Here is a 22,371-nt window from a genome sequence, read left to right as displayed (position 1 = left end):
AGGAGCAATTATGATTACATTGGAAAATGATTTACTTGAATTTGATATTACAGGAATTTTAGGCTATGAAATCAATCAACATATTGATTTTTATAATACTGGAGTAGAAGAAGCTTATGTGGCAATAAAAAATAAAGATGACAGTACAGCACTGTCCATTTTAAGAATATTAAAATCACAACTAGATATGGAGTATAAGTATTTTGATTCTAAAAGGTTTTGGGATTTTGGTCAATTAAATGATGCTTACAGTTATGTTGATGGTATAAATAGAGCTAGTCGAGCATTGGTGGGAGCACCCAATTATCGAAATATGAAATCTATGCTCTATGACATTCAAGATTATATGGCTAGAACAAGATTTGACGATGATAGGTATTATGGAAATGTATTCGCTTTAGCTGTTGACAAATATTTAGATGAGATGACAACCTCGGAACGTCATTCGCGTTTTGGAATATTCCTTCAAGGGATTAGAACGTTTTACCATCGACCAGGAAAAGGCACAGCAAAACAATGCCTTACTCTATCTAAAGGTCTCGCTTATAAAGATATAGAACCTTTTATCTTCGTAGAGTATATTGAGAGATATTTGAGATAATTTATAATGCACTCCGTATATCAAATGTACAAAACAATAACAATTCAAATGGTGTGAACTTTTTGGTAAAATCTAGCTCAATTTGTGTATTTTTAGGGTAAAATTCACACCATTCAAATGAAATATATTCAAATTAGATGAAATTATTCTTTCTGAAAACGTGGGAAAACATTGATTTTAAGCGGATATTGAAACTTATTCAAATAAAAGTGTTTCCAACCAGGTCTTAAGAAAGCTCGTAAAGCTAGCCAGTTCTCTAAACGTTAATTCGTTGCTGGACAGCACAATACAAACGAAAACACTTTGCAACTTGCAAGGTGTTTTTTTGTTTGAGAACTGGCGGTGCGCAATTAGGATAGCTCTAGCGACTTTAGTCGCATAGAGATATGCTATGCACAGTTGCCCCAGGAAAACAAGCGAAGCGATGTTTAATTGGATGGCAACCACTGCACTCAAAACATTCATTCGAAAGAATGACTATACTTACACAGAGCACCTTTCGGGGTGTTCTTTTTATTGACATCTTGTAGATTTATAATTAGGAATCTCCTTGAAGGGTATCAGGTAAATGAAAAATTCGACGATCATATCCTATTTCTTCACGCTTTAGTCTAAGACCTATAATGTAAAAAACTCTAGCTATCAGGTAGTTGATAGTTAGAGTTTTTTTCTATTCATATGATCTAATGAGATTAAATAAGGCTTCTACTTCTGATGACAGTGTAGCTGATTTGAGATAAGCGTAATAAACTGTAAATGTTATCTGGTCCTCCGGTATTAGAGGGATTTTTATTAAATCATCATCTTCATCAGAAAGTGCGATATCAGCCAGTAAACTAACGCCAATCCCTTTCTTTAAAAGTTCTTTAATGATGACAATGTCGTCACTCTTAAAGAATATTTCTGCCTTGTTTTGATACTTTAGATTAAGTAGTTCAAAAGCTTTCAGGTGAACAAAGTGTTCGTCTAAAAGTATAAAGGATTGATCTACTAAATCTTCAAAAGTGAGGGAAGCAGCAGTAGCAAGAGGATGGTTCTTAGATAAAACGACATACAGTTCTTTATGAAAGAGTTCATGTGTCTCTATTGAAGGATGATTGAGTGGTTCAATCAAGCCGAGTAGGCTTGCATCAAGGTCTCCCTTGAGGAGAAGATTTAATAACTCTACGGAGCCACCGCGGATAGGGCGTACCTTTTTTAAAAAATCGAATTTATCTTTTTCGTTTAAGGCAGCAAAGAGATATTGAATGATAATAGGAGGGAATCCTACAGTAGAGTATTGTGCCAAGGAGCGATTAATTTCTTTGCGAGTAGAAATAAGCTCAGGTAAGATCTTTTCTGTATGCTTTAGAAGGATTTGCCCTTGAGGAGTGAGTTTAAAGGAACGATGTGAAGGATCATGGTGAATCAATTTGCAATTAAAAGATTCTTCTAAGCGCTTGATGGCATAAGAAATAGATGGTTGGCTGACTTTGTGTTGTTTTGCTACTTCCGTATAGGATTGAAGCTGGCAGAGGTCATAAAAATATTGTAGATCTTTTAAATTCATATGGGCTCACTTTCATTAATTGGAGAAAAATTGGAAATCACCAGATAAATAAATTTTATCCGAATCCTACAATTTGACTATACGAGTATTCGCTGGTTAAAATGTAAGTGAGTCAGGAATCTCAAAGATTATCTAAGATACTTTCAAAAATGACCAACATCTTTTCTCGTTTATCAATAGGGAGCTGTTTAATCTTCATGTTGATTCTTTTGAGTGAAAGACTGTCAGTCTTATCAGAGGTTGATTCAAGACTATCAAAATTGAAAAATTCCTCTGGGGTCATCTCTAGGGCGTCAATCACTTTTTCAAGACTGTGAATGGTCAGATTCACATTTTGGTTTTCGAGTTGGTTGATATACTTAAGCCCAAGTCCCGCTAGTTCCGAAAGTTCTTCCTGGCTCATTTTGTTTTGTGTTCGAAAATATTTCACTTTTTGGGAAATATAGTGTTGTAAATAGTTTTTATTTGTCATATAAATAGAATACAAGTTTTGCATGACAAAAAAACACATTAAAAAGTACAAAGTATTGTTTAATAAACTTATATGATATTAATTTTAATTAGGATTGCCAATTTGTATGATTATTTTGCTATACTTGAAAACTTTTAGTAAAGAGTGCTCATCGAGAGTTTCATGACTTCAGAACTTTATAAAATATAACAACTTGAAGTATCATCAATAATAGTGTTTTAAGTATAAAAGAGCTTATTAGAAAATTGTTCTCGTAGACTCATTATAACATATGCGGATACAATCGTATTTTTTAAACAACAAAGTTTTCCGAACAATTCATTTTAAGTGGTATAATAGAAATAAAAAGGAGGTTGCACTATGACTGCACATGATATTTTAAACAACCCTTTCCTCAATAAAGGTACTGCCTTTACCTTAGAGGAGCGAAAGGAACTAGGTCTTATTGGTTTACTGCCACCGTATGTTCAAACGATTGAAGAACAAGCAGCGCAAACTTATGCGCAAATGCAAACAAAAGCCAATGATTTGGAAAAGCGTCTTTTCCTAATGGAAATTTTTAATACCAACCGGACTCTTTTCTATTACCTCTTTTCTCAACATTTGGAGGAATTCAATCCAATTGTATACGATCCAACCATTGCAGATACCATTGAAGGCTATAGTGACCTCTTTGTAGATCCCCAATATGCGGGATATCTTGATATCAATCATCCTGAAAATATTGAAGCCACTTTGAAAAATGCTGCTGGGGATCACGAGATTCGTCTCATTGTTGTAACAGATGCAGAAGGAATCCTTGGAATCGGTGACTGGGGAACAAATGGTGTCGATATTTCTGTCGGGAAATTGATGGTCTATACGGGTGCTGCTGGAATCGATCCTTCTATGGTCCTTCCTTTAGTTATCGATGCAGGGACTAACCGTGAAGAACTTCGTAACAATCCTAATTACTTAGGAAATCGTCACGAACGGGTTCGCGGAGATCGTTACTACGACTTTATTGACCAATTTGTTCAAACAGCAGAACGTCTCTTTCCTAAACTCTACCTTCACTGGGAAGACTTCGGCCGCTTGAATGCTGCCAACATCCTTGAAAAATACCGGAAACAAATTCCAACTTTTAATGATGATATTCAAGGTACAGGAATCGTTACCCTAGGTGGTATCTTTGGTTCACTGGATATTAGTGGTGAAAAATTAACAGATCAAGTTTATCTCTGCTATGGTGGTGGTACTGCGGGTGCAGGAATTGCTTCTCGTGTTCTTCGTGAAATGGTGAGTGAAGGTCTTTCTGAAGAAGAAGCCTATAAACGTTTCTTTATGGTTGATAAACAAGGTCTTCTCTTTGATGACATGGATGACCTAACCCCTGAACAAAAACCGTTTGCTAAGAAACGTGCTGATTTTAGTAACGCAGACAAGTTGACTGACCTGCTTGAAGTAGTGAAAACTGTGAAGCCAACCATTCTTGTAGGAACTTCAACACAACCTAATACCTTCACTAAAGAAATAGTAGAAGCTATGTGTGAAAATACAGAACGTCCGATGATTTTCCCTTTGTCAAATCCAACCAAACTAGCAGAAGCTAGTGCCAAAGATTTGATTGAATGGTCAGATGGTAAAGCTTTTGTCGCAACAGGAATTCCTGCTGATACAGTTTCTTATAAAGGTGTCGACTATGTGATTGGTCAAGCCAATAATGCCTTGATTTACCCAGGTCTTGGTCTAGGTATGCTGGCTTCTGAAGCAAGTCTTTTGACTGATGAAATGATTGGAGCAGCGGCTCATTCATTGAGTGGTATTGTCAATCCAGGCCAACCAGGAGCTCCTGTCTTGCCACCGTTCAAGTATGTAGCAGAAGTTTCTATTAAAGTAGCAGAAGCAGTCGCTAAAAAAGCGCAAGAGCAAGGTCTTGCACGCGCTAAGGAAACAGATATGGCCAAAGCAGTTCGTGATTTGAAGTGGTATCCAGAGTATAAATAAGTAAATTTAATTGGGGTGTACGAGTGCGGCTGGATGCCTCGTACGCCTTTTGCTGTATGTCCTATTATATAGAAAGGGAGACTATGGAAATCTTTATAACGTCAATTCAGAGTATTGTACCCATTATCGTCATCATCATTCTTGGTTATTTCTTGCAAGTCCGCGGTTGGTTCCAAGAGAGTTTCGGAAATGACTTGTCTAAACTTATTATGAATGTGGCCATGCCCGTTGCAATTTTCACCTCTGTTCTTAAATATTTGACTTTAGATAAGCTGATTAGCTTGTCTGGCGGTTTGCTCTATACGTTTATCGCCTTCATTCTTGGTTACCTAGCGGCCTTTATCGCGGTGAAAGTTTTTAGAGTGCGCCCAGGACGCCGAGGAACCATGATTAATACCTTTGTCAATGCCAATACCATATTTATTGGTTTGCCTTTAAATATCGCTCTGTTTGGAAATCAAGCCCTTCCTTATTTCTTAGTGTATTATATTACAAATACAGTATCTACTTGGACATTAGGTGTCTATCTGATGACGTCTGATAGTAAAGAAGGGGCTTCAAAACAGGCTCAAAAATTTAATTGGAAGAAGCTCTTCCCTGCTCCTTTATTAGGATTTCTCGTAGCCCTCGCCTTTTTAGTGCTCCGTCTTCCTGTTCCAAGTTTTGCGGAAAGTACCTTGACCTATATTGGTAGTTTAACAACGCCATTATCACTTGTCTATATTGGTATCGTTCTAGCGAAGGCAGGACTTAAGACGATTCGCTTTGATAAGGATACCATTATCACACTGGTTGGTCGTTTTATCCTTGCACCGGTCATCATGCTCCTAGTTTTGAAATTCTTCTCTCCAAATATGGTAGCACCAGAATTTAGGACCTTTATGATCCAATCAGCAACACCTGCTCTAGCGGTTCTTCCTATTCTTGCCAATCAAGGAAAAGGTGATGTTGAGTTTTCAACGAATGTAGTGACTCTAAGTACGGTTCTATTTATCGTTGTTATTCCAATATTACAAACTTTATTAGGATAAGAAGGAAGAGGATAGGATTTAAAGTTTTGCGTTAAGAAATTTCACTATTTTAAATACATCTATTCCTATTTCTTGAAATCAAAATCGGCAGAAACTCTTCGGATGTTTCCTATCAAGCGCTTTTGGAAAGTCCTAAAAGCCAGACTTTTCAAACTAGGATTGAAAAAAGCTCGTAAAGTATCACAATTTAGTAAACGTTATTCGAAAGAATGACTATACTTACAAAGAACACCTTTCGGGGTGTTCTTTTTGTATACCGGAACTGAATTAGAAATAAACAAAAAACCACCCTATCTTCCCTAGTCAAATAGGACTGTAGAAAATAGGGTGGTTTTAGAACTTTAAGGATTATTTATCGTCTTTGTGAAGGATATTCTTCACGCCCTTGATAGCTCCTTCAACAGCTTCTTTTGCATCTTCAGCAACTTCTTTAGCTTTTGATGCAACTTTTTCAGCAACGCCTTCAGCTTCTGTTTTTGTGTCGCCGGTTACTTTACCGAGACCTTCCTTAACAGAACCTTTAACTTGGTTTAATTTATCTTCTAATGACATAGCGCCACCTCCGTTAAGTAAATAGTTTTTTAATCTGAATTGAAGACAGTTCATTTAAAAAATTAAAACTGTTTAGTTCAGATTAATATAAGTATATACCCTCTGAAATGGAAAGTCAAATATCCGCTCCGGCATTCTAATAATAGGGATGAGGTCTGAATATTGATCGACTAATAGGTCACGACTTTCAGGATTTCCAGCAAAGATAACGAAAGAAGCCAAAAACTTTTCTGTCTCCAATAAAATAAATGGTATAATGGTCGTGAATGGATACATCGTAACGCTATTTTTTGAAAAAGAGAAGAGAAACATGAAAAGAATCCTCAAAACCTACCCCGTTGTCAGTACTTTGTCTTTAACTTGTTTGTTGCTCGGCCTGTTGACTTCCTTTTATGGGGATGCTATGTACGACCTATTGGCCTTTCATTCAAAACCGGTTTATTATTGGCAGTATATGAGTGGAACCTTGATGCATGGAAGTAAAGGAGCCCCCCTCTGGTTTTTATGGGTACATCTATTTTTAAATGGGCTCATGATTCTACCTTTTGGCGGACTACTGGAAAGGAAAAGAGGCTCCAAACATGTCTTGCTTGTTTTTGTGACGGCGGCAGCTCTCTCTTCCATCGTTTTTCACCTTTTAATGCAAGGGCAGGACATTCAGGCAACAGGGATCTCTGCTGTAGGATATGCCTTTGTAACGGGAGGAGTCCTGATCCTACCAAATATGTGGAAAGAGTATTCACTCTCCGTAAAACTGTTTTATCTATTCTTAGTTTTTCTATCTGGCCTCATGCTCTTACCGGCCATCACCGGCTGGATCTCGACTTGGCTGCACCTTTCAGGGATTGCCAGTTATCTATTGGTCTTTATTGGAAGTAACAGCTTGAAGGGGAGAAGTAACTATTAAGCTGGCTCTTAAGCGAGATTTTCATCCTGCTTCCTTGACTCTTCCATCACTGCGCCGTATAATATTCTATATCAATGAAGAAATCACCTTTTGTCATTGTGCAAAGGGTGATTTTATAACGAAAAAAAGGAGACACAATGGGCTATATCTCTACTATTAAGACGGCTGTTCAGCTCTTTCCTTTCCTGGCATTTTTGCTGACCTTGCCCTACATGATTTTGAATTACCGAAAATATGGCTCGGTCAATAAATTGCGGGTGCTGATTTTCTATTCTTTTATGCTTTACTTGATGACGGTCTATCTGCTGGTTGTCTTGCCTCTGCCGGATCCTAGTAAGATCCATACCAGCTACTCGGAAATGATCAATCTTTATCCCTTTGCTTTTGTGGTAGATTTTTTCAAGGAGAGCCCCTTTGATCTAGCGCAGGCAAGCACTTGGCTTCAGGCCATCAAGCATCCAACTTTTTACGTGCCTGCCTTTAATGTCCTGATGTTGATTCCTTTTGGGATGTATCTACGCTATTATTTCAAGTGTGGTTTTAAGAAAACGATTCTTCTGACAGTCCTCTTTAGTCTCTTTTTGGAGCTGACCCAGTTATCAGGTCTCTACTTTAGGTATCCGGGTCCTTACCGCCTAGCAGATGTCGATGATATCATTCAAAATACCACTGGTGGTGGAGTGGGCTACCTGCTTGGTTGGTTTCTAGTTTGGTTACTGCCAACACGAGATGAAATCGACGAGCATTCTTTCCGAGTGGGGACGAGAGTATCTGGTCTTCGGATGGGTCTTGCTTTCATAATCGACTTTGTGATGGTATCTATTCTCTACGAATTGATTGGGCGTTTAGGGACGATTCCTTATGTGGCGGTTTTAGCGGTTTACTTTAGCTTGCTTCCTTTATGGCGGGGCAAAACCTTGGGAATGGCTTTGCTGAAATTCCGCCTGCATTTTGAAAAGCAAAAATGGCTTCGCACCATCTGGCGGGGGATCCTAGTAGTCGGCTATTTCTATCTGATTCCTCAGGGATTGTTCTATTTGATTTCGTTCTTGAACAGCGATTTGACGGATAATTCCCTCTTAACCCTATCCATGATTTTATTGCTCTTCTTTGCACTTTTATTGTATTTGATTCTGACTCTTGCCATCGTCTTACTTAATCGTCGCTTTCCGTTTGACCGTTTAGCTGGAGCTGAGTATGAGAGTACGGTGCGCGTGAAGAAAGAGATCTTAAAGGATGAAACTGAATCGTCAAAATAGAGAGTGGGACAGAAATCGGTCATTCGTTAGAATTCGATTTCGTCGTCCCACCTCCGCACAGTTGAGTAGGGCTGTGAAAGTTGATGAAATCAGCGTAGTAGAGCCCACTCAACCACTGCGTCTTGCTCGACAATCCAAAACAATAAAGAGGCTAGGACTTTTGTCCCAGCCTCTTTATTGTTTTATACACATTTAAAATATCCGAACGTTCCTAGTTGAGAAGGGCGATTTTAAGGGGAATGTGCTACAATGGAAGCAAATAGATAGAATGGAGCAGTGAAATGAAAGCAATTATTACAGTCGTTGGAAAAGACCAAAAAGGAATCGTAGCCGGTGTCGCAACGAAAGTGGCAGAATTGGGACTCAATATCGACGATATTTCTCAAACTGTATTGGATGAATACTTTACCATGATGGCGGTCGTATCATCGGATGAGAAAAAAGATTTCACACAGCTTCGTTCAGAGTTGGAAGAATTCGGTCAGTCTCTTCATGTCAAAATCAATATCCAGAGCGCAGCGATTTTTGATGCCATGCACAATTTGTAAGATAGGGGTTGAGAATTTATGGACATTAGACAGGTAACAGAAACCATTGCCATGATTGAGGAGCAGAACTTTGATGTTCGGACCATCACCATGGGCATCTCCCTTCTAGATTGTATTGATCCAGATATCGATAAGGCAGCAGAAAAAGTCTACAATAAGATTGTGACAAAGGCCAAGGATCTTGTGGCTGTTGGGGATGAGATTGCGGCAGAACTTGGTATTCCTATTGTCAACAAGCGGGTTTCGGTCACTCCGATTTCCATTATCGGAGCAGCAACCAATGCGACAGATTATGTGCCCTTTGCCAAGGCATTGGATCGTGCGGCTAAAGAGATCGGAATTAACTTTATCGGTGGCTTCTCAGCCCTGGTTCAAAAAGGCTACCAAAAAGGGGATGAAATCCTCATTAATTCTATTCCTAGAGCTCTTGCAGAGACAGATTTTGTCTGCTCTTCAGTCAATATCGGATCGACCAAGACGGGGATCAATATGACCGCTGTCCGAGACATGGGCCGTATCATTAAAGAAGCTTCCCAAGCGGATCCAATGGGGCCTGGTAAGCTCGTAGTCTTTGCTAATGCTGTAGAAGATAATCCCTTTATGGCGGGAGCCTTTCATGGTGTCGGTGAAGCGGATGTCGTCATCAACGTCGGCGTTTCCGGTCCTGGTGTTGTCCAACGGGCCATTGAAAAAGTTCCTGGTGCAAGCTTTGATGTCTTGGCTGAAACAGTCAAGAAGACAGCTTTCAAGATTACTCGTGTCGGGCAACTGGTTGGTCAAATGGCTAGTGAACGTCTCGGTGTGGAGTTTGGAATTGTGGACTTGTCTCTCGCGCCAACACCAGCTGTTGGGGATTCGGTTGCCCGTGTCCTTGAAGCCATGGGGCTTGAAGTGGTTGGAACCCATGGGACTACAGCAGCGCTCGCTCTGCTCAATGACCAAGTGAAAAAAGGCGGCATCATGGCTTGTAACCAAGTCGGTGGGTTGTCAGGTGCCTTCATTCCAGTCTCAGAAGATGAAGGGATGATTGCAGCGGTTCAATCGGGTCATATCAACCTGGAAAAATTGGAAGCCATGACGGCTATCTGTTCCGTCGGTCTGGATATGATTGCTATCCCAGCTGATACTCCAGCTACGACCATTGCGGCCATGATCGCAGATGAAGCTGCTATCGGGGTAATCAACCAAAAGACAACAGCGGTTCGCATCATTCCTTATGGCAAGGAAGGCGATATGTTAGAGCTTGGAGGACTTCTTGGGTCTGCTCCGGTAATGAAGGTCAACAAAGCTTCGTCAGCTGATTTCATTGCCCGTGGTGGTCAAATTCCAGCTCCGGTTCATAGCTTTAAAAACTAAGAGAAATCTAGTATAATAGTAGAAAATAGAAAAGTCTGTGACGATAAAACTCCAGACTTTTTTCTTGCAAAAGGAGACAAGATGGCTAAAACAAGATTATTTGTGATTCGTCATGGGAAAACCATGTTTAATACCATTGGCCGTGCTCAAGGCTGGTCCGATACACCCTTGACAGCAGAAGGAGAACGAGGCATTGAGGCTCTAGGGATCGGCTTGCGTGAGTCTGGCTTGGACTTTACCCGAGCCTATTCCAGTGATTCAGGTCGTGCCATTCAGACCATGGGGATCATACTTGATCAATTGGGGTTAAAAGAAAAAATTCCTTATCGCTTTGACAAGCGGATTCGCGAGTGGTGTTTCGGAAGCTTTGATGGAGCCTACGGTGGTGAGCTCTTTCACGGTGTCGTGCCGCGCGTGCTGGATGTAGAAGATTATAAGACCTTGACCTTGGAAGACTTGGCCAATGGCATCTGCCAAGTGGACACAGCGAATTGGGCTGAACCTTGGGAAGTTTTGAAAGGCCGAATCTTAGAAGGTTTTGAAGCTATTGCCAAAGAAGTAGAAGAAAATGGTGGAGGCGATGCTTTGGTGGTCAGCCATAGTTGGACCATTCAGACCCTGGTCTGCTTGATCGAAGGAAAACCAAATCTTAATCTGCCTCTTTCAAATGGTAGTGTTACCCTTGTAGAATATGAAGATGGCGCATTGACGGTTAAGGTGTTTGGAGATAGCAGTTACCGTGAAGTCGGTGAAAGCTTGCAAGAATCCTAGTCCGTCGTAAAAGGCTGACCTTTTGGTCATAGCCTTTTCTTTCTCTCAAAACTTGTAAGAGCTTTCCTACTTTCTTTTTGCAAAAAATGATATAATGAAAGAGATACATACGGAGGTAATACAATGACAAAAACCAGATTATATATTGCTCGTCATGGAAAAACCATGTTTAATACCATTGGGCGAGCACAGGGCTGGTCAGACACTCCGCTGACAGAAGCAGGAGAGCGTGGGATTCGAGAACTCGGTCTTGGTCTCAAGGAAGCTGGTCTTTCTTTTGAAGAGGCTGTTTCGAGTGATTCTGGACGCACCATTCAAACCATGGGGATTATTCTTCAAGGACTCGGTCTGACAGGTCAGATTCCTTATCGCTATGATAAACGCATTCGTGAGTGGTGTTTTGGTAGCTTCGACGGCGCTTATGATGGCGAGCTCTTCATGGGGGTTTTACCCCGTGTCTTTAAGGTCGAGGATTTTCATCAGTTGAGCTTGATGGAGTTGGCAGAAGGGATTGTTGAAGTCGACACCACTGGTTGGGCTGAATCTTGGGGTGCCTTGAGTGGTCGGATCAAAGAAGGGTTTGAAGCCATCGCAAAAGAGGTGGAAGCAGCTGGTGGTGGAAATGCGATTGTTGTCAGCCACGGCATGACCATTACGACCTTGATTTATCTCATTGATCCGAAAGCTGTCGAAGAATTGGTCTTGGACAACGGAAGTGTAACGGTTTTAGCCTATGAGGATGGTGCCTTTCATATTGAAAAGATTGGAGATATGTCCTATCGTAAAGTTGGAGCAAAACTCTTAGAGGATGGCCATGACAAATAAGTATAGACGCGCAAGAAAAAAACGTAAGAAACGGTGGCCCTACCTATTGAGTTTCTTTCTTCTTGTGATCCTTGGATCAGGAATTGGTGCTTACTTGGCTAAACCAAGCTTGTTTTCAGGGATTCAGTTTTGGAAGGCAAAAAAAACAGCTGTAACGACTCCCTCTTCTTCTAAGAAAAAGAAAGAAAAATCAGATTTACCAGCTGTTTCGACAAAAGACTGGCAGTTGATCTTGGTCAATCGTGACAATGTGAAGCCAGAGTTGAACCCACAATTGACAGATGTAGATGCTATCAAAGTGGATAGTCGGATTGTAGAGCCAACTCGTCAATTTCTAGAGGCGGCTCGAAAAATTGCCCCAGAAGAAACCTTGATATCGGGTTATCGAAGCGTGGCGGAACAAACAGAGCTCTATAATGAGCGTGTTGCGCAATTAGAGGCTAGTGGTCTTTCGCACGAAGAAGCTGAAAAGCAGGTACAGACCCAGGTACAGGTTCCTGGTGCTAGTGAACACCAGACGGGGCTTGCGATCGATATGAGTGTCGAAGCTGGTCAAAGTGATGAGTTGGGCTTGCAGCTGGCTGCCATCGCACCGCAATATGGCTTTGTCCTTCGTTACCCAGATGGGAAGAGCAACATCACAGGTGTGAATTTTGAGAATTGGCATTTCCGTTATGTTGGCGTAGAAAATGCCCAGTATATGGCCAAACATCAGCTAGTATTGGAAGAATATATTCAACTATTGAAAAAGGCTGGAAAATAGGAGGAGATTCTCTTTTTCTAGGTCTTCAGAATGATTTTTAGCACTCTTGGAAAAAGAGTGCTAATTTTTTGGATTTTTTTCTTGACTTTCTTTTGAGAGGGTGTATAATAGAATCATGATTTAGCACTTGAGTGTTTAGAGTGCTAAATACGAAAGAGAGGTGAGGTCATGGTTACAGAACGTCAAAATGAGATTCTAAATCTTGTCGTCGATATCTTTACCAAGACCCGCGAACCAGTCGGTTCAAAAGCACTGCAAGATGTCATTCAATCTAGTAGTGCTACTATCCGAAATGATATGGCTGCCCTCGAAAAGCAAGGTTTACTAGAAAAAGCCCACACTTCGAGTGGTCGAATGCCCAGCCGAGCTGGTTTTCAATATTTTGTTCAGAACTCGCTGGATCTAGAGTTGATTGATGAACAAGATGTCTACCAGGTGGTGAAAGCATTTGATTTCGAAGCCTTTAAGTTAGACGATATCTTGGATGCTACGGCTAAATTATTGGCCCAGATGACGGGCTACACCGCAGTCATTCAGGATGTTGAGCCGACGCGGCAGCGCTTGACTGGTTTTGAGATTGTTCCCTTATCCAACCACGATGCTTTAGCGGTTCTGACCTTGGATGAATCAAAGCCTGTCACTGTACAATTTGCCATTCCAAAGAATTTCTTAACCAGTGACTTGGAAATCTTCCATCAGCTGGTTCAAGAACGCTTCATTGGAAATACGGTCTTGGATATCCATTACCGCCTGCGGACGGAGATCCCACAGATTGTCCAGCGCTATTTTAAGACGACAGACAATGTCTTGGATCTGTTTGATTACGTCTTCTCGCAACTGTTTCAAGAACTGGTCTTTGTAGAAGGAAAGGTTTCATCTTTAACCTACGCCGATCTTCAGACCTATCAGTTCTTGGATAATCCCCAACACGTAGCCTTGGAGTTGCGAGGGGGAATGCCAGAGGACCAAATGACCCAGATCCTGGTTGCGGAATCCCAAGAGAAGGCCTTGAAAAATGTGACAGTGATTAGTCACAAGTTCTTAGTTCCTTATCGTGGGATGGCCCTCATGCATGTGATCGGTCCCGTAGAGATGGACTACAGGCGTGTGATAAGCCTGGTCAATGTTATCGGCCGAGTACTGGTCATGAAGTTGACGGATTACTACCGTTACCTCAATAGCAACCATTATGAAGTAAATTAAGACCAAATGAAAGGGGTGTATGCCTTGACAGAAGATATCAAAAAAGAAGACGTGAAAGAAGAGGAAGTTGCCCAAACAACTGAAGAAGTTGTAGAGGAGTCCAACCAACCTTCTGAGTTAGAAGAAGCACAAGCGCGTGCCGAAGAATTTGAAAACAAATACCTTCGTGCTCATGCAGAAATGCAAAACATTCAGCGCCGTGCTAATGAAGAACGTCAACAATTACAAAAATACCGTAGCCAAGATTTGGCAAAAGCGATCTTACCATCACTTGACAACCTCGAACGTGCCCTTGCCGTAGAAGGATTGACAGATGATGTGAAGAAGGGCTTGGAAATGGTCCAAGAAAGTTTGGTACATGCTCTGAAAGAAGAAGGAATCGAAGAAATTCCAGCGGACGGAGCCTTTGACCATAACTACCACATGGCCATCCAAACCTTGCCTGCAGATGATGAACATCTAGCAGACACCATTGCACAAGTCTTCCAAAAAGGCTACAAACTCCATGACCGCATCCTGCGTCCAGCCATGGTAGTTGTTTATAACTAGGCTACCTTGTCCGAAACGACACTAAACTATGAAAGAAAGATAAGACGCAAGCCGGAGGCTTGCAAGGAAGATATTTCCCGCCGTGGTGAAAGTTTCAGTAGCTTGTGCTACTGAAACAGGGGATTTTTGAGACAGTAGGCTCAAAAATAAGTGATGAAATCCCGAAGGGAGTTGCTCACATCCCCACCACTTAAGGGAAATATCAAAAAGAAAAAAAGAGAAAAAACAACGAGGAGAAAAACATATGTCTAAAATTATCGGTATTGACTTAGGTACAACAAACTCAGCAGTAGCAGTTCTTGAAGGAACTGAATCAAAAATTATCGCAAACCCAGAAGGTAACCGCACAACTCCATCTGTTGTGTCATTCAAAAACGGTGAAATCATCGTTGGTGATGCCGCAAAACGTCAAGCAGTAACAAACCCAGATACCATCATCTCTATCAAATCTAAGATGGGTACTTCTGAAAAAGTTTCTGCAAACGGTAAAGAATATACACCACAAGAAATTTCAGCTATGATTCTTCAATACTTGAAAGGTTACGCTGAAGATTACCTTGGTGAAAAAGTAACGAAAGCAGTTATCACAGTTCCTGCTTACTTCAACGATGCGCAACGTCAAGCAACTAAAGACGCTGGTAAAATCGCTGGCCTTGAAGTAGAACGTATCGTCAACGAACCAACAGCAGCAGCCCTTGCTTATGGTTTGGATAAGACTGATAAAGAAGAAAAAATCTTGGTATTCGACCTTGGTGGTGGTACATTCGACGTATCTATCCTTGAATTGGGTGATGGTGTCTTTGATGTATTGGCAACTGCAGGGGATAACAAACTCGGTGGTGACGACTTTGACCAAAAAATCATCGACTACATGGTTGAAGAATTCAAGAAAGAAAATGGTATCGACTTGTCAACAGACAAGATGGCGCTTCAACGTTTGAAAGATGCAGCTGAAAAAGCGAAGAAAGACCTTTCTGGTGTGACTTCAACTCAAATCAGCTTGCCATTCATCACTGCAGGCGCTGCTGGACCTCTTCACTTGGAAATGACCTTGACTCGTGCGAAATTCGACGATTTGACTCGTGACCTTGTAGAACGTACGAAAACTCCAGTTCGTCAAGCCCTTTCAGATGCAGGTTTGAGCTTGTCAGATATCGACGAAGTCATCCTTGTCGGTGGTTCAACTCGTATCCCTGCCGTTGTAGAAGCTGTTAAAGCTGAAACTGGTAAAGAACCAAACAAATCAGTGAACCCTGATGAAGTTGTGGCTATGGGTGCTGCGATCCAAGGTGGTGTGATCACTGGTGATGTCAAAGATGTTGTCCTTCTTGACGTAACACCATTGTCACTTGGTATCGAAACAATGGGTGGAGTCTTCACAAAACTCATCGACCGCAACACTACAATTCCAACTTCTAAATCACAAGTCTTCTCAACTGCAGCAGACAACCAACCAGCCGTTGATATCCACGTTCTTCAAGGGGAACGTCCAATGGCAGCAGATAACAAGACGCTTGGACGTTTCCAATTGACAGATATCCCAGCTGCACCTCGTGGTATCCCACAAATCGAAGTAACATTCGACATCGATAAGAACGGTATCGTGTCTGTTAAAGCCAAAGACCTTGGAACTCAAAAAGAACAAACTATTGTGATCCAATCTAATTCAGGTTTGACAGACGAAGAAATCGACCGCATGATGAAAGATGCAGAAGCAAACGCTGAAGCAGATAAGAAACGTAAAGAAGAAGTAGACCTTCGTAACGAAGTAGACCAAGCTATCTTTGCGACTGAAAAGACAATCAAAGAAACTGAAGGCAAAGGCTTCGATGCAGAACGTGACGCAGCTCAAGCAGGATTGGATGATCTTAAGAAAGCTCAAGAATCAGGTAACCTTGAAGAAATGAAAGCGAAACTTGAAGCCTTGAACGAAAAAGCACAAGCATTGGCTGTTAAACTCTACGAACAAGCTGCAGCAGCGCAACAAGCCCAAGCAGGAGCAGAAGGCGCACAAGCAACAGGAAACGCAGGCGATGACGTCGTAGACGGAGAGTTTACAGAAAAATAAGATGCAAAGCCCGTTAAAACCTCACAGTGAAAATAGGAAATCTGACGCAGAAACTTTAGTTTCTAGAAAGATTTATCTTTTTCACCAAGAGGTTAGGGCGTGCTCAATTCAGCATTACTAGTTTGATTTTTAAAACTTAAACTAGTAAGTATAAAAAGAAATCCAGAGGTTGCAACCCAGCCTCTGTTTTTCGGTAAAATAGAGGATGTTGCGTATGAAAAAAGTACTTTGTATCATTTATCCTAATTTTTCTCTTTATGAGATAACTGCTTTAACGAGTACTTTAGCTCTGTCTTTTGATAGTACGATTGATTATGCCGCTTCAGATCATTCGATAGTGGTCTCTGAGGATGGCTTGCCCTGTCAACCAACGAAAACACTAGATCAAATCCGTATAGAAGAGTATTCTTGCGTGATTTTGCCAGGAATGGTCAACATAGGACCTGCCCTACAAGATGAGAAATTGATTTCGTTCTTGAGGGATCTTGGTGAGCAAGATATCCTCATTGCAGCCATTTCTTCAGCGCCTCTTTTATTAGCGAAAGCAGGTCTGTTGAAGGACACGAAATTTACAGGTGGAATATGGCAAAACTTCTTTGACTATTTTGAATTTCTTCTACGTGAAAATTTCCAACCGAAAGTCCTTGTGCAAGATAAACAGATCATTACGGCTATCGGTTTTGCCCATCAAGAGTTTGCAAGGAAAGTGATTCTAAGTCTAGGGTTGGCAGAGAATACGGACAACTACTTTAAGGAACAGAACGAGTATGCTGAAGAGGATTTGATATTTACTCTATCGGACCAAGAGTTTGATCAAGTGAAGCGAAGTATAGAAAACACCCTCTAAAGATGTACATGAAAATTATAGAAAGGAACAAAGAGTGTTCGTAACTGAACACGGGCTACGGACGGTGCCAAAAAGATAGTTTTTTCTAGGACGCAAGCGTCCGTCGTCAAAACTCCTATTTTGGCTGTGTCCGTTTAACGCCCTTTGTATCTTGAATTATGAACAATACTGAATTTTATGACCGTTTGGGCGTTTCAAAGAATGCATCTCAAGATGAGATCAAGAAAGCCTATCGGAAATTATCTAAAAAATATCACCCAGATATCAACAAGGAGCCTGGTGCTGAGGAAAAGTACAAGGAAGTTCAAGAAGCTTATGAGACTTTGAGTGACGAGCAAAAACGGGCTGCTTATGACCAATATGGTGCTGCGGGTGCCAATGGTGGCTTCGGTGGCGGAGCAGGTGGTTTTGGTGGCTTTGATGGTGCTGGTTTTGGTGGCTTTGAAGACATCTTCTCTAGCTTCTTTGGTGGTGGTGCAAGCCGCAATCCGAATGCTCCTCGCCAAGGGGATGACCTCCAATACCGCGTTAATCTCAAGTTTGAAGAAGCGATTTTTGGTGCGGAAAAAGAAGTCAAGTACCATCGGGAAGCTAGCTGTCATACCTGTCATGGTTCTGGGGCTAAGCCAGGCACTAGTCCGGTGACCTGTGGACGCTGTCATGGTTCTGGAGTCATCAATGTGGATACGCAAACCCCTCTTGGGATGATGCGCCGTCAAGTGACCTGTGACGTCTGTCATGGTCGTGGTCAAGAAATTAAAGATCCATGTACGACTTGTCGTGGAACAGGTCATGAAAAACAAGCTCATAGCGTGAACGTCAAGATTCCTGCAGGAGTTGAAACAGGTCAACAAATCCGCTTAGCTGGTCAAGGAGAAGCTGGCTTTAACGGTGGACCTTATGGTGACTTGTATGTTGTTGTCAATGTTGAGCCGAGCGATCGCTTTGAACGAGATGGCTCAACCATCTACTACAAGTTAGACTTGAACTTTGTTCAAGCAGCTCTTGGAGATACGGTCCATGTGCCAACTGTTCACGGAGATGTCGATTTGGTCATTCCTGAAGGGACCCAAACCGGTAAGAAATTCCGCCTCCGTGGAAAAGGGGCTCCAAGCTTACGTGGTGGTGCTATGGGGGATCAATATGTATCTGTCAATGTCGTCACCCCAACTGGTTTAAATGACAAGCAAAAAGAAGCCCTTCAAGCCTTTGCGGAAGCAAGTGATTTGAAGGTCAACCCAAAGAAAAAAGGGTTCTTTGACAAGGTCAAAGATGCTTTAGATGATTTATAAGAATGAACGAGTTTCCTTTTGAGTAAGGAGCTCGTTTTATTTTGGATCGAATCCAAGAACTTCCTCTCCTAATTAAAGAATAATGAAGACCGTCATTGAATTTATTAAGATATCGTGGTAAAATTAAGAAAGCGATTACAAAGACAATTTAGGAGGTCCTGATGAAATCACATCAACCACGTTATGCGATTCGCAAGTATGCAGTAGGAGCTGCTTCGGTGCTAATAGGATTTTTTGCTGGTGCTCATGTTGTAGCTGCAGATACGTCGAGCGTTACAGACAGTCCTTCAACGACAGTTCCAACTCAGCCAAGCGAGGGTGAGTCAACGATTCCTCTTAATGAGGAAGCTTCTCAGCCAGCAGTAGAAAAACCATCGGCTCCCGCTCCAATCGTTGATCAAAGTCAACCGACACTGCCTGATCGTGAATTGCGGGTATCAGATCTTGACCGTTTGATTCGCGAAGAAGCAAGTTCTGTCGCAGAGTCGGATGTGGCAGCTCAACCAGCGACGGAAACGCCTGCTAAAGATCCTGATCAGGAAGAAAAATTAGCCAAGAAAAAGATTGTTTCGATCGATGCCGGTCGCAAGTACTTCTCACCAGAGCAAATCAAGGAAATCATTGATGAAGCTAGTAAGACGGGCTATACAGACTTGCATCTTCTAGTTGGAAATGACGGCTTGCGCTTTGTGCTGGATGATATGTCTTTGAAAGTGGGAGATACTTCTTATTCTAGCCAAGCCGTGACAGATGCGGTTGAAAAAGGGACAAAAGCTTATTACGATGATCCGAACGGGACAGCCTTGACCCAGGCTCAAATGGATGATATTTTGGCCTACGCCAAATCGAAGAAAGTGGGCGTCATCCCAACTATTAATAGTCCAGGTCACATGGATGCGATTCTGACAGCCATGGAACAATTGGGCATCGAAAACCCTCACTTTAATTACTTTGGCACTAAAAAATCAGCTCGGACAGTTGATTTGGATAACCAAAAAGCCTTAGACTTTACCAAAGCCTTGGTAGACAAGTATGCGGCTTATTTCAGCGGCAAGGCAGACATTTTCAATATTGGTTTGGATGAATATGCCAACGATGCCACAGATGCCCATGGTTGGCAGGTTCTCCAAGCCAGCAAGCATTGGCCAGGTGAAGGCTATCCAGAAAAAGGCTATGAAAAATTCATCCAATATGCTAATGATCTAGCAGCTATTGTGAAAAAACACAAGATGAAACCAATGGCCTTCAATGATGGAATCTACTACAATGGCGATACTTCCTATGGTACTTTTGACAAGGATATCATTGTGTCCTACTGGACAGGTGGCTGGAATGGCTATGATGTCGCTTCTTCAAAACTCTTGTCTGAACTAGGTCATCAGATTCTTAATACCAATGATGCTTGGTATTATGTGCTTGGACGGGACAAGGCTGGATCTGGTTGGTACAATCTTGATCAAGGTCTCGAAGGAATTTCCAAGTCAGCGATTGATGTGGTTCAAAAAAATGATGGAGCTAAGGTACCTTTCATCGGTGGCATGGTAGCTGCCTGGGCAGATACGCCATCTGCAACCTACAAAAAAGACCTTCTCTTTAAGCTCATGCATGCTTTCGCGGACAAGAACGCGGACTACTTTGTAGCAGATCCTGAAGTCGTCGAAAAAGCTCTTTCAGAAGCTCCAACTGATTTGGATCACTATACACCGGAATCTCTAGTAGCCTTTACGGCAGCTAAAAAAGCATTAGAAGGGGCAGGAGCAGACACGACTCGAGCAGAGGCCAAAACCTTGATCGACCATCTCAAAGCAGCTCAGGATGCTTTGGTGTATACAGAAAGCTACGCGAAAGAAGTTGCTGCAAAAGAAGCAGCGGAAAAACTTGCCATGAAAAAGGTCATCTCGATCGATGCGGGCCGCAAATACTTCTCACTGGATCAGTTGAAACGGATCGTCGACAAGGCCAGTGAGCTGGGTTATTCTGACTTGCACCTCCTGGTCGGAAACGATGGTATGCGCTTCGTGCTCGATGATATGACGGTGGAAGCCAATGGAAAAACTTATGCTAGTGATGATGTGAAAAAGGCCATTTTAGAAGGCACCAAGGCCTATTACGATGATCCAAATGGTCAAGCATTGACCCAAGCGGAAATGGATGAACTCCATGCTTATGCGACTGCGAAAGGAATCGGCTTGATTGCGGCAGTCAATAGTCCTGGACACATGGATGCTTTGTTGGTGGCCATGGAAAAATTGGGCATTGAAAATCCACAAGCCAGCTTTGATACGGTTTCAAAAACAACCATGGATTTGACCAATGAAGCAGCAGTCAACTTTACCAAAGCCTTGATTGGCAAGTACATGGACTACTTCAAAGACAAGTCTAAGATCTTTAACTATGGAACAGATGAATATGCCAATGACGCTACCAGTGCGCAAGGTTGGTACTACCTCAAGTGGTATGACCTCTATGGTAAATTTGCGGAGTATTCCAATAGTCTTGCAGCTATGGCGCGTGAAAAAGGCTTGCAACCAATGGCCTTTAACGATGGCTTCTATTATGGAGATGAAGATGATGTTGCCTTTGACAAGGACGTCTTGATTTCATACTGGTCCAAAGGATGGTGGGGCTATAACCTCGCATCTCCACAGTATTTGACAGATAAGGGGTATAAATTCCTTAATACCAACGGAGACTGGTACTATGTTTTGGGAAGAACACCTGAAACGGGTGGTGGTTATATTGAAAAAGCGATTGCCAATGCAGCTGCTACTCCATTTAGACAACTCCCAAGTACAACATATCCTGAAACATCTTTGCCGATGGTCGGTAGCATGGTAGCTGTTTGGTGTGATACCCCAAGTGAAGAATACATCGAAAAAAATGTCTTTGATCTCATGGAAGCTTTTGCCAACCACAACAAGGACTATTTCAAGGCGGACTTCACTACTCTTAGAAAAGCAGTTGCTACGGTGCCAACAGATCTAGCCATTTACACACCAGAATCGCGCGCAGCACTTGCGAAAGTCTTAGATAACTTGAATTGGAATGTGAGCCGTGCTCATCAAGATCAGGTGGATCAAGAAGTGGCTGCTCTGACTCAAGCCCTTGCGGGGCTCAAGCCAATCACGCAAGTAGGTAGCTTGGCTGAAAATGACGTCAAAGCCCTAGTGGAAGACAAACCAAGTCTTGACATCGTGGAGAAAGAACCTGATTTTGACCTTGTGGAACGGACCAATCCAGATCTCGCTAAAGGAGAACGCAGAGTGATCCAGGCTGGGGTTAAAGGGCAAGGTCTTGAGTATGTAGAGGTTTCGGCACTTGATCAAAGTCGAAAAGTGATCGCTACAGAAGTTGCTAAAGAGCCAGTTGCAGAAATTGTTGAAGTCGGTACCAAAGAGGTTGTGACTCCAGCAAGCCCTTCAGTAGAAGCACCAGTGAAGTCAGACGTGCTTGTAAATAAAATGGTTCCAGATCCTTCAACGCCTCAAGTGGTCTCGAAGAATCAACCAGTAAATACCCCAACGCCAATTCCAGCAGCTGTGGAAAAAGAGGTTCGTTCAGAAACAGGAAACTCTCACAAGCAACTTCCAGAAACAGGAGTGGAATCTGCACTTGGACTCGCTTTACTAGGAGCGATCTTAGGAGCAGCAGGAATGGACTTGAAAAATAAAAAAAGAGACTGAGACTTAGTTGACTTGTAACAGGTCGAAGTTAGGAGAGTGGGACAGAAATCGGTAATTCGTTAGAATTCGATTTCGTCGTCCCACCTCCGCACAGTTGAGTAGGGCTGTA

Annotated in this window: 19 protein-coding genes; 16 read left to right on the top strand and 3 right to left on the bottom strand. The window is 42.0% G+C overall.

What is annotated here, in order from left to right; translation table 11 throughout:
* Positions 1–10 precede the first annotated feature (10 nt).
* Positions 11–601: a hypothetical protein gene (locus K1I56_RS07980; protein WP_003010116.1), complete on the top strand. Its 591-nt coding sequence runs from the start codon at positions 11–13 to the stop codon at positions 599–601.
* A gap of 670 nt (positions 602–1,271) precedes the next feature.
* Here K1I56_RS07980 and K1I56_RS07975 read toward each other — a convergent pair.
* Positions 1,272–2,150, bottom strand: a complete 879-nt coding sequence (locus K1I56_RS07975) for a LysR family transcriptional regulator (protein ID WP_223325715.1) — start codon at positions 2,148–2,150, stop codon at positions 1,272–1,274.
* Positions 2,151–2,271: 121 nt separating this feature from the next.
* Complete coding sequence (locus K1I56_RS07970) at positions 2,272–2,622, bottom strand: helix-turn-helix domain-containing protein (protein ID WP_223325720.1); 351 nt, start codon at positions 2,620–2,622, stop codon at positions 2,272–2,274.
* A gap of 360 nt (positions 2,623–2,982) precedes the next feature.
* Here K1I56_RS07970 and K1I56_RS07965 point away from each other — a divergent pair, with 360 nt between their 5' ends.
* Complete coding sequence (locus K1I56_RS07965; protein WP_223325714.1) at positions 2,983–4,608, top strand: malolactic enzyme; 1,626 nt, start codon at positions 2,983–2,985, stop codon at positions 4,606–4,608.
* Positions 4,609–4,691: 83 nt separating this feature from the next.
* Positions 4,692–5,639 carry an AEC family transporter gene (locus K1I56_RS07960; RefSeq protein ID WP_049518049.1) on the top strand — a complete coding sequence of 316 codons (948 nt, stop codon included), beginning with the start codon at positions 4,692–4,694 and terminating at the stop codon, positions 5,637–5,639.
* Between the two features lie 348 nt (positions 5,640–5,987).
* On the opposite strand, the gene K1I56_RS07955 is transcribed toward K1I56_RS07960, so the two are convergent.
* Positions 5,988–6,191 (bottom strand): CsbD family protein, encoded by a 204-nt coding sequence (locus K1I56_RS07955; RefSeq protein WP_009732209.1) that lies wholly within the window; start codon positions 6,189–6,191, stop codon positions 5,988–5,990.
* Between the two features lie 310 nt (positions 6,192–6,501).
* On the opposite strand from K1I56_RS07955, the gene K1I56_RS07950 reads away from it, so the two are divergent.
* From K1I56_RS07950 to K1I56_RS07890, 13 genes are all read left to right on the top strand, one after another.
* The gene (locus tag K1I56_RS07950) at positions 6,502–7,098 is read left to right on the top strand and encodes a rhomboid family intramembrane serine protease (RefSeq protein ID WP_223325713.1); all 597 of its coding nucleotides are present in this window, start codon (positions 6,502–6,504) and stop codon (positions 7,096–7,098) included.
* Positions 7,099–7,235: 137 nt separating this feature from the next.
* The gene (locus K1I56_RS07945; protein WP_223325712.1) at positions 7,236–8,357 is read left to right on the top strand and encodes a VanZ family protein; all 1,122 of its coding nucleotides are present in this window, start codon (positions 7,236–7,238) and stop codon (positions 8,355–8,357) included.
* Between the two features lie 281 nt (positions 8,358–8,638).
* The gene (locus tag K1I56_RS07940) at positions 8,639–8,905 is read left to right on the top strand and encodes an ACT domain-containing protein (RefSeq protein ID WP_003004214.1); all 267 of its coding nucleotides are present in this window, start codon (positions 8,639–8,641) and stop codon (positions 8,903–8,905) included.
* An 18-nt stretch (positions 8,906–8,923) separates the two neighbouring features.
* Positions 8,924–10,261, top strand: a complete 1,338-nt coding sequence (locus K1I56_RS07935; protein WP_223325711.1) for a PFL family protein — start codon at positions 8,924–8,926, stop codon at positions 10,259–10,261.
* An 81-nt stretch (positions 10,262–10,342) separates the two neighbouring features.
* Complete coding sequence (locus K1I56_RS07930) at positions 10,343–11,032, top strand: histidine phosphatase family protein (RefSeq protein WP_223325710.1); 690 nt, start codon at positions 10,343–10,345, stop codon at positions 11,030–11,032.
* Positions 11,033–11,155: 123 nt separating this feature from the next.
* Positions 11,156–11,857, top strand: coding sequence for a histidine phosphatase family protein (locus tag K1I56_RS07925; protein WP_223325709.1), 702 nt, complete (start codon positions 11,156–11,158; stop codon positions 11,855–11,857).
* The gene (locus K1I56_RS07920) at positions 11,841–12,620 is read left to right on the top strand and encodes a M15 family metallopeptidase (protein WP_317627950.1); all 780 of its coding nucleotides are present in this window, start codon (positions 11,841–11,843) and stop codon (positions 12,618–12,620) included. Before K1I56_RS07925 ends, K1I56_RS07920 begins: the two co-directional genes overlap by 17 nt.
* Before the next feature lie 168 nt (positions 12,621–12,788).
* Entirely contained in the window at positions 12,789–13,823 is a 1,035-nt protein-coding gene (gene hrcA, locus K1I56_RS07915; protein ID WP_003013962.1) for a heat-inducible transcriptional repressor HrcA, read from the top strand.
* A gap of 24 nt (positions 13,824–13,847) precedes the next feature.
* Entirely contained in the window at positions 13,848–14,372 is a 525-nt protein-coding gene (grpE, locus tag K1I56_RS07910) for a nucleotide exchange factor GrpE (protein ID WP_317627951.1), read from the top strand.
* Positions 14,373–14,616: 244 nt separating this feature from the next.
* A complete protein-coding gene (dnaK, locus tag K1I56_RS07905) occupies positions 14,617–16,440 on the top strand; it encodes a molecular chaperone DnaK (RefSeq protein ID WP_013904674.1) in 1,824 nt (607 codons plus the stop codon).
* A gap of 214 nt (positions 16,441–16,654) precedes the next feature.
* Positions 16,655–17,287: a DJ-1/PfpI family protein gene (locus tag K1I56_RS07900; protein ID WP_223325706.1), complete on the top strand. Its 633-nt coding sequence runs from the start codon at positions 16,655–16,657 to the stop codon at positions 17,285–17,287.
* Between the two features lie 158 nt (positions 17,288–17,445).
* The gene (dnaJ, locus tag K1I56_RS07895; RefSeq protein WP_003004734.1) at positions 17,446–18,579 is read left to right on the top strand and encodes a molecular chaperone DnaJ; all 1,134 of its coding nucleotides are present in this window, start codon (positions 17,446–17,448) and stop codon (positions 18,577–18,579) included.
* Positions 18,580–18,740: 161 nt separating this feature from the next.
* Positions 18,741–22,262 (top strand): family 20 glycosylhydrolase, encoded by a 3,522-nt coding sequence (locus K1I56_RS07890; RefSeq protein ID WP_223325705.1) that lies wholly within the window; start codon positions 18,741–18,743, stop codon positions 22,260–22,262.
* The last annotated feature ends 109 nt before the right edge of the window (positions 22,263–22,371 follow it).

Origin of the sequence: Streptococcus parasanguinis (assembly GCF_019929185.1) — a bacterium.
GTDB lineage: Bacteria > Bacillota > Bacilli > Lactobacillales > Streptococcaceae > Streptococcus > Streptococcus parasanguinis_O.
This window is presented reverse-complemented; position numbering and strand designations above follow the sequence as displayed.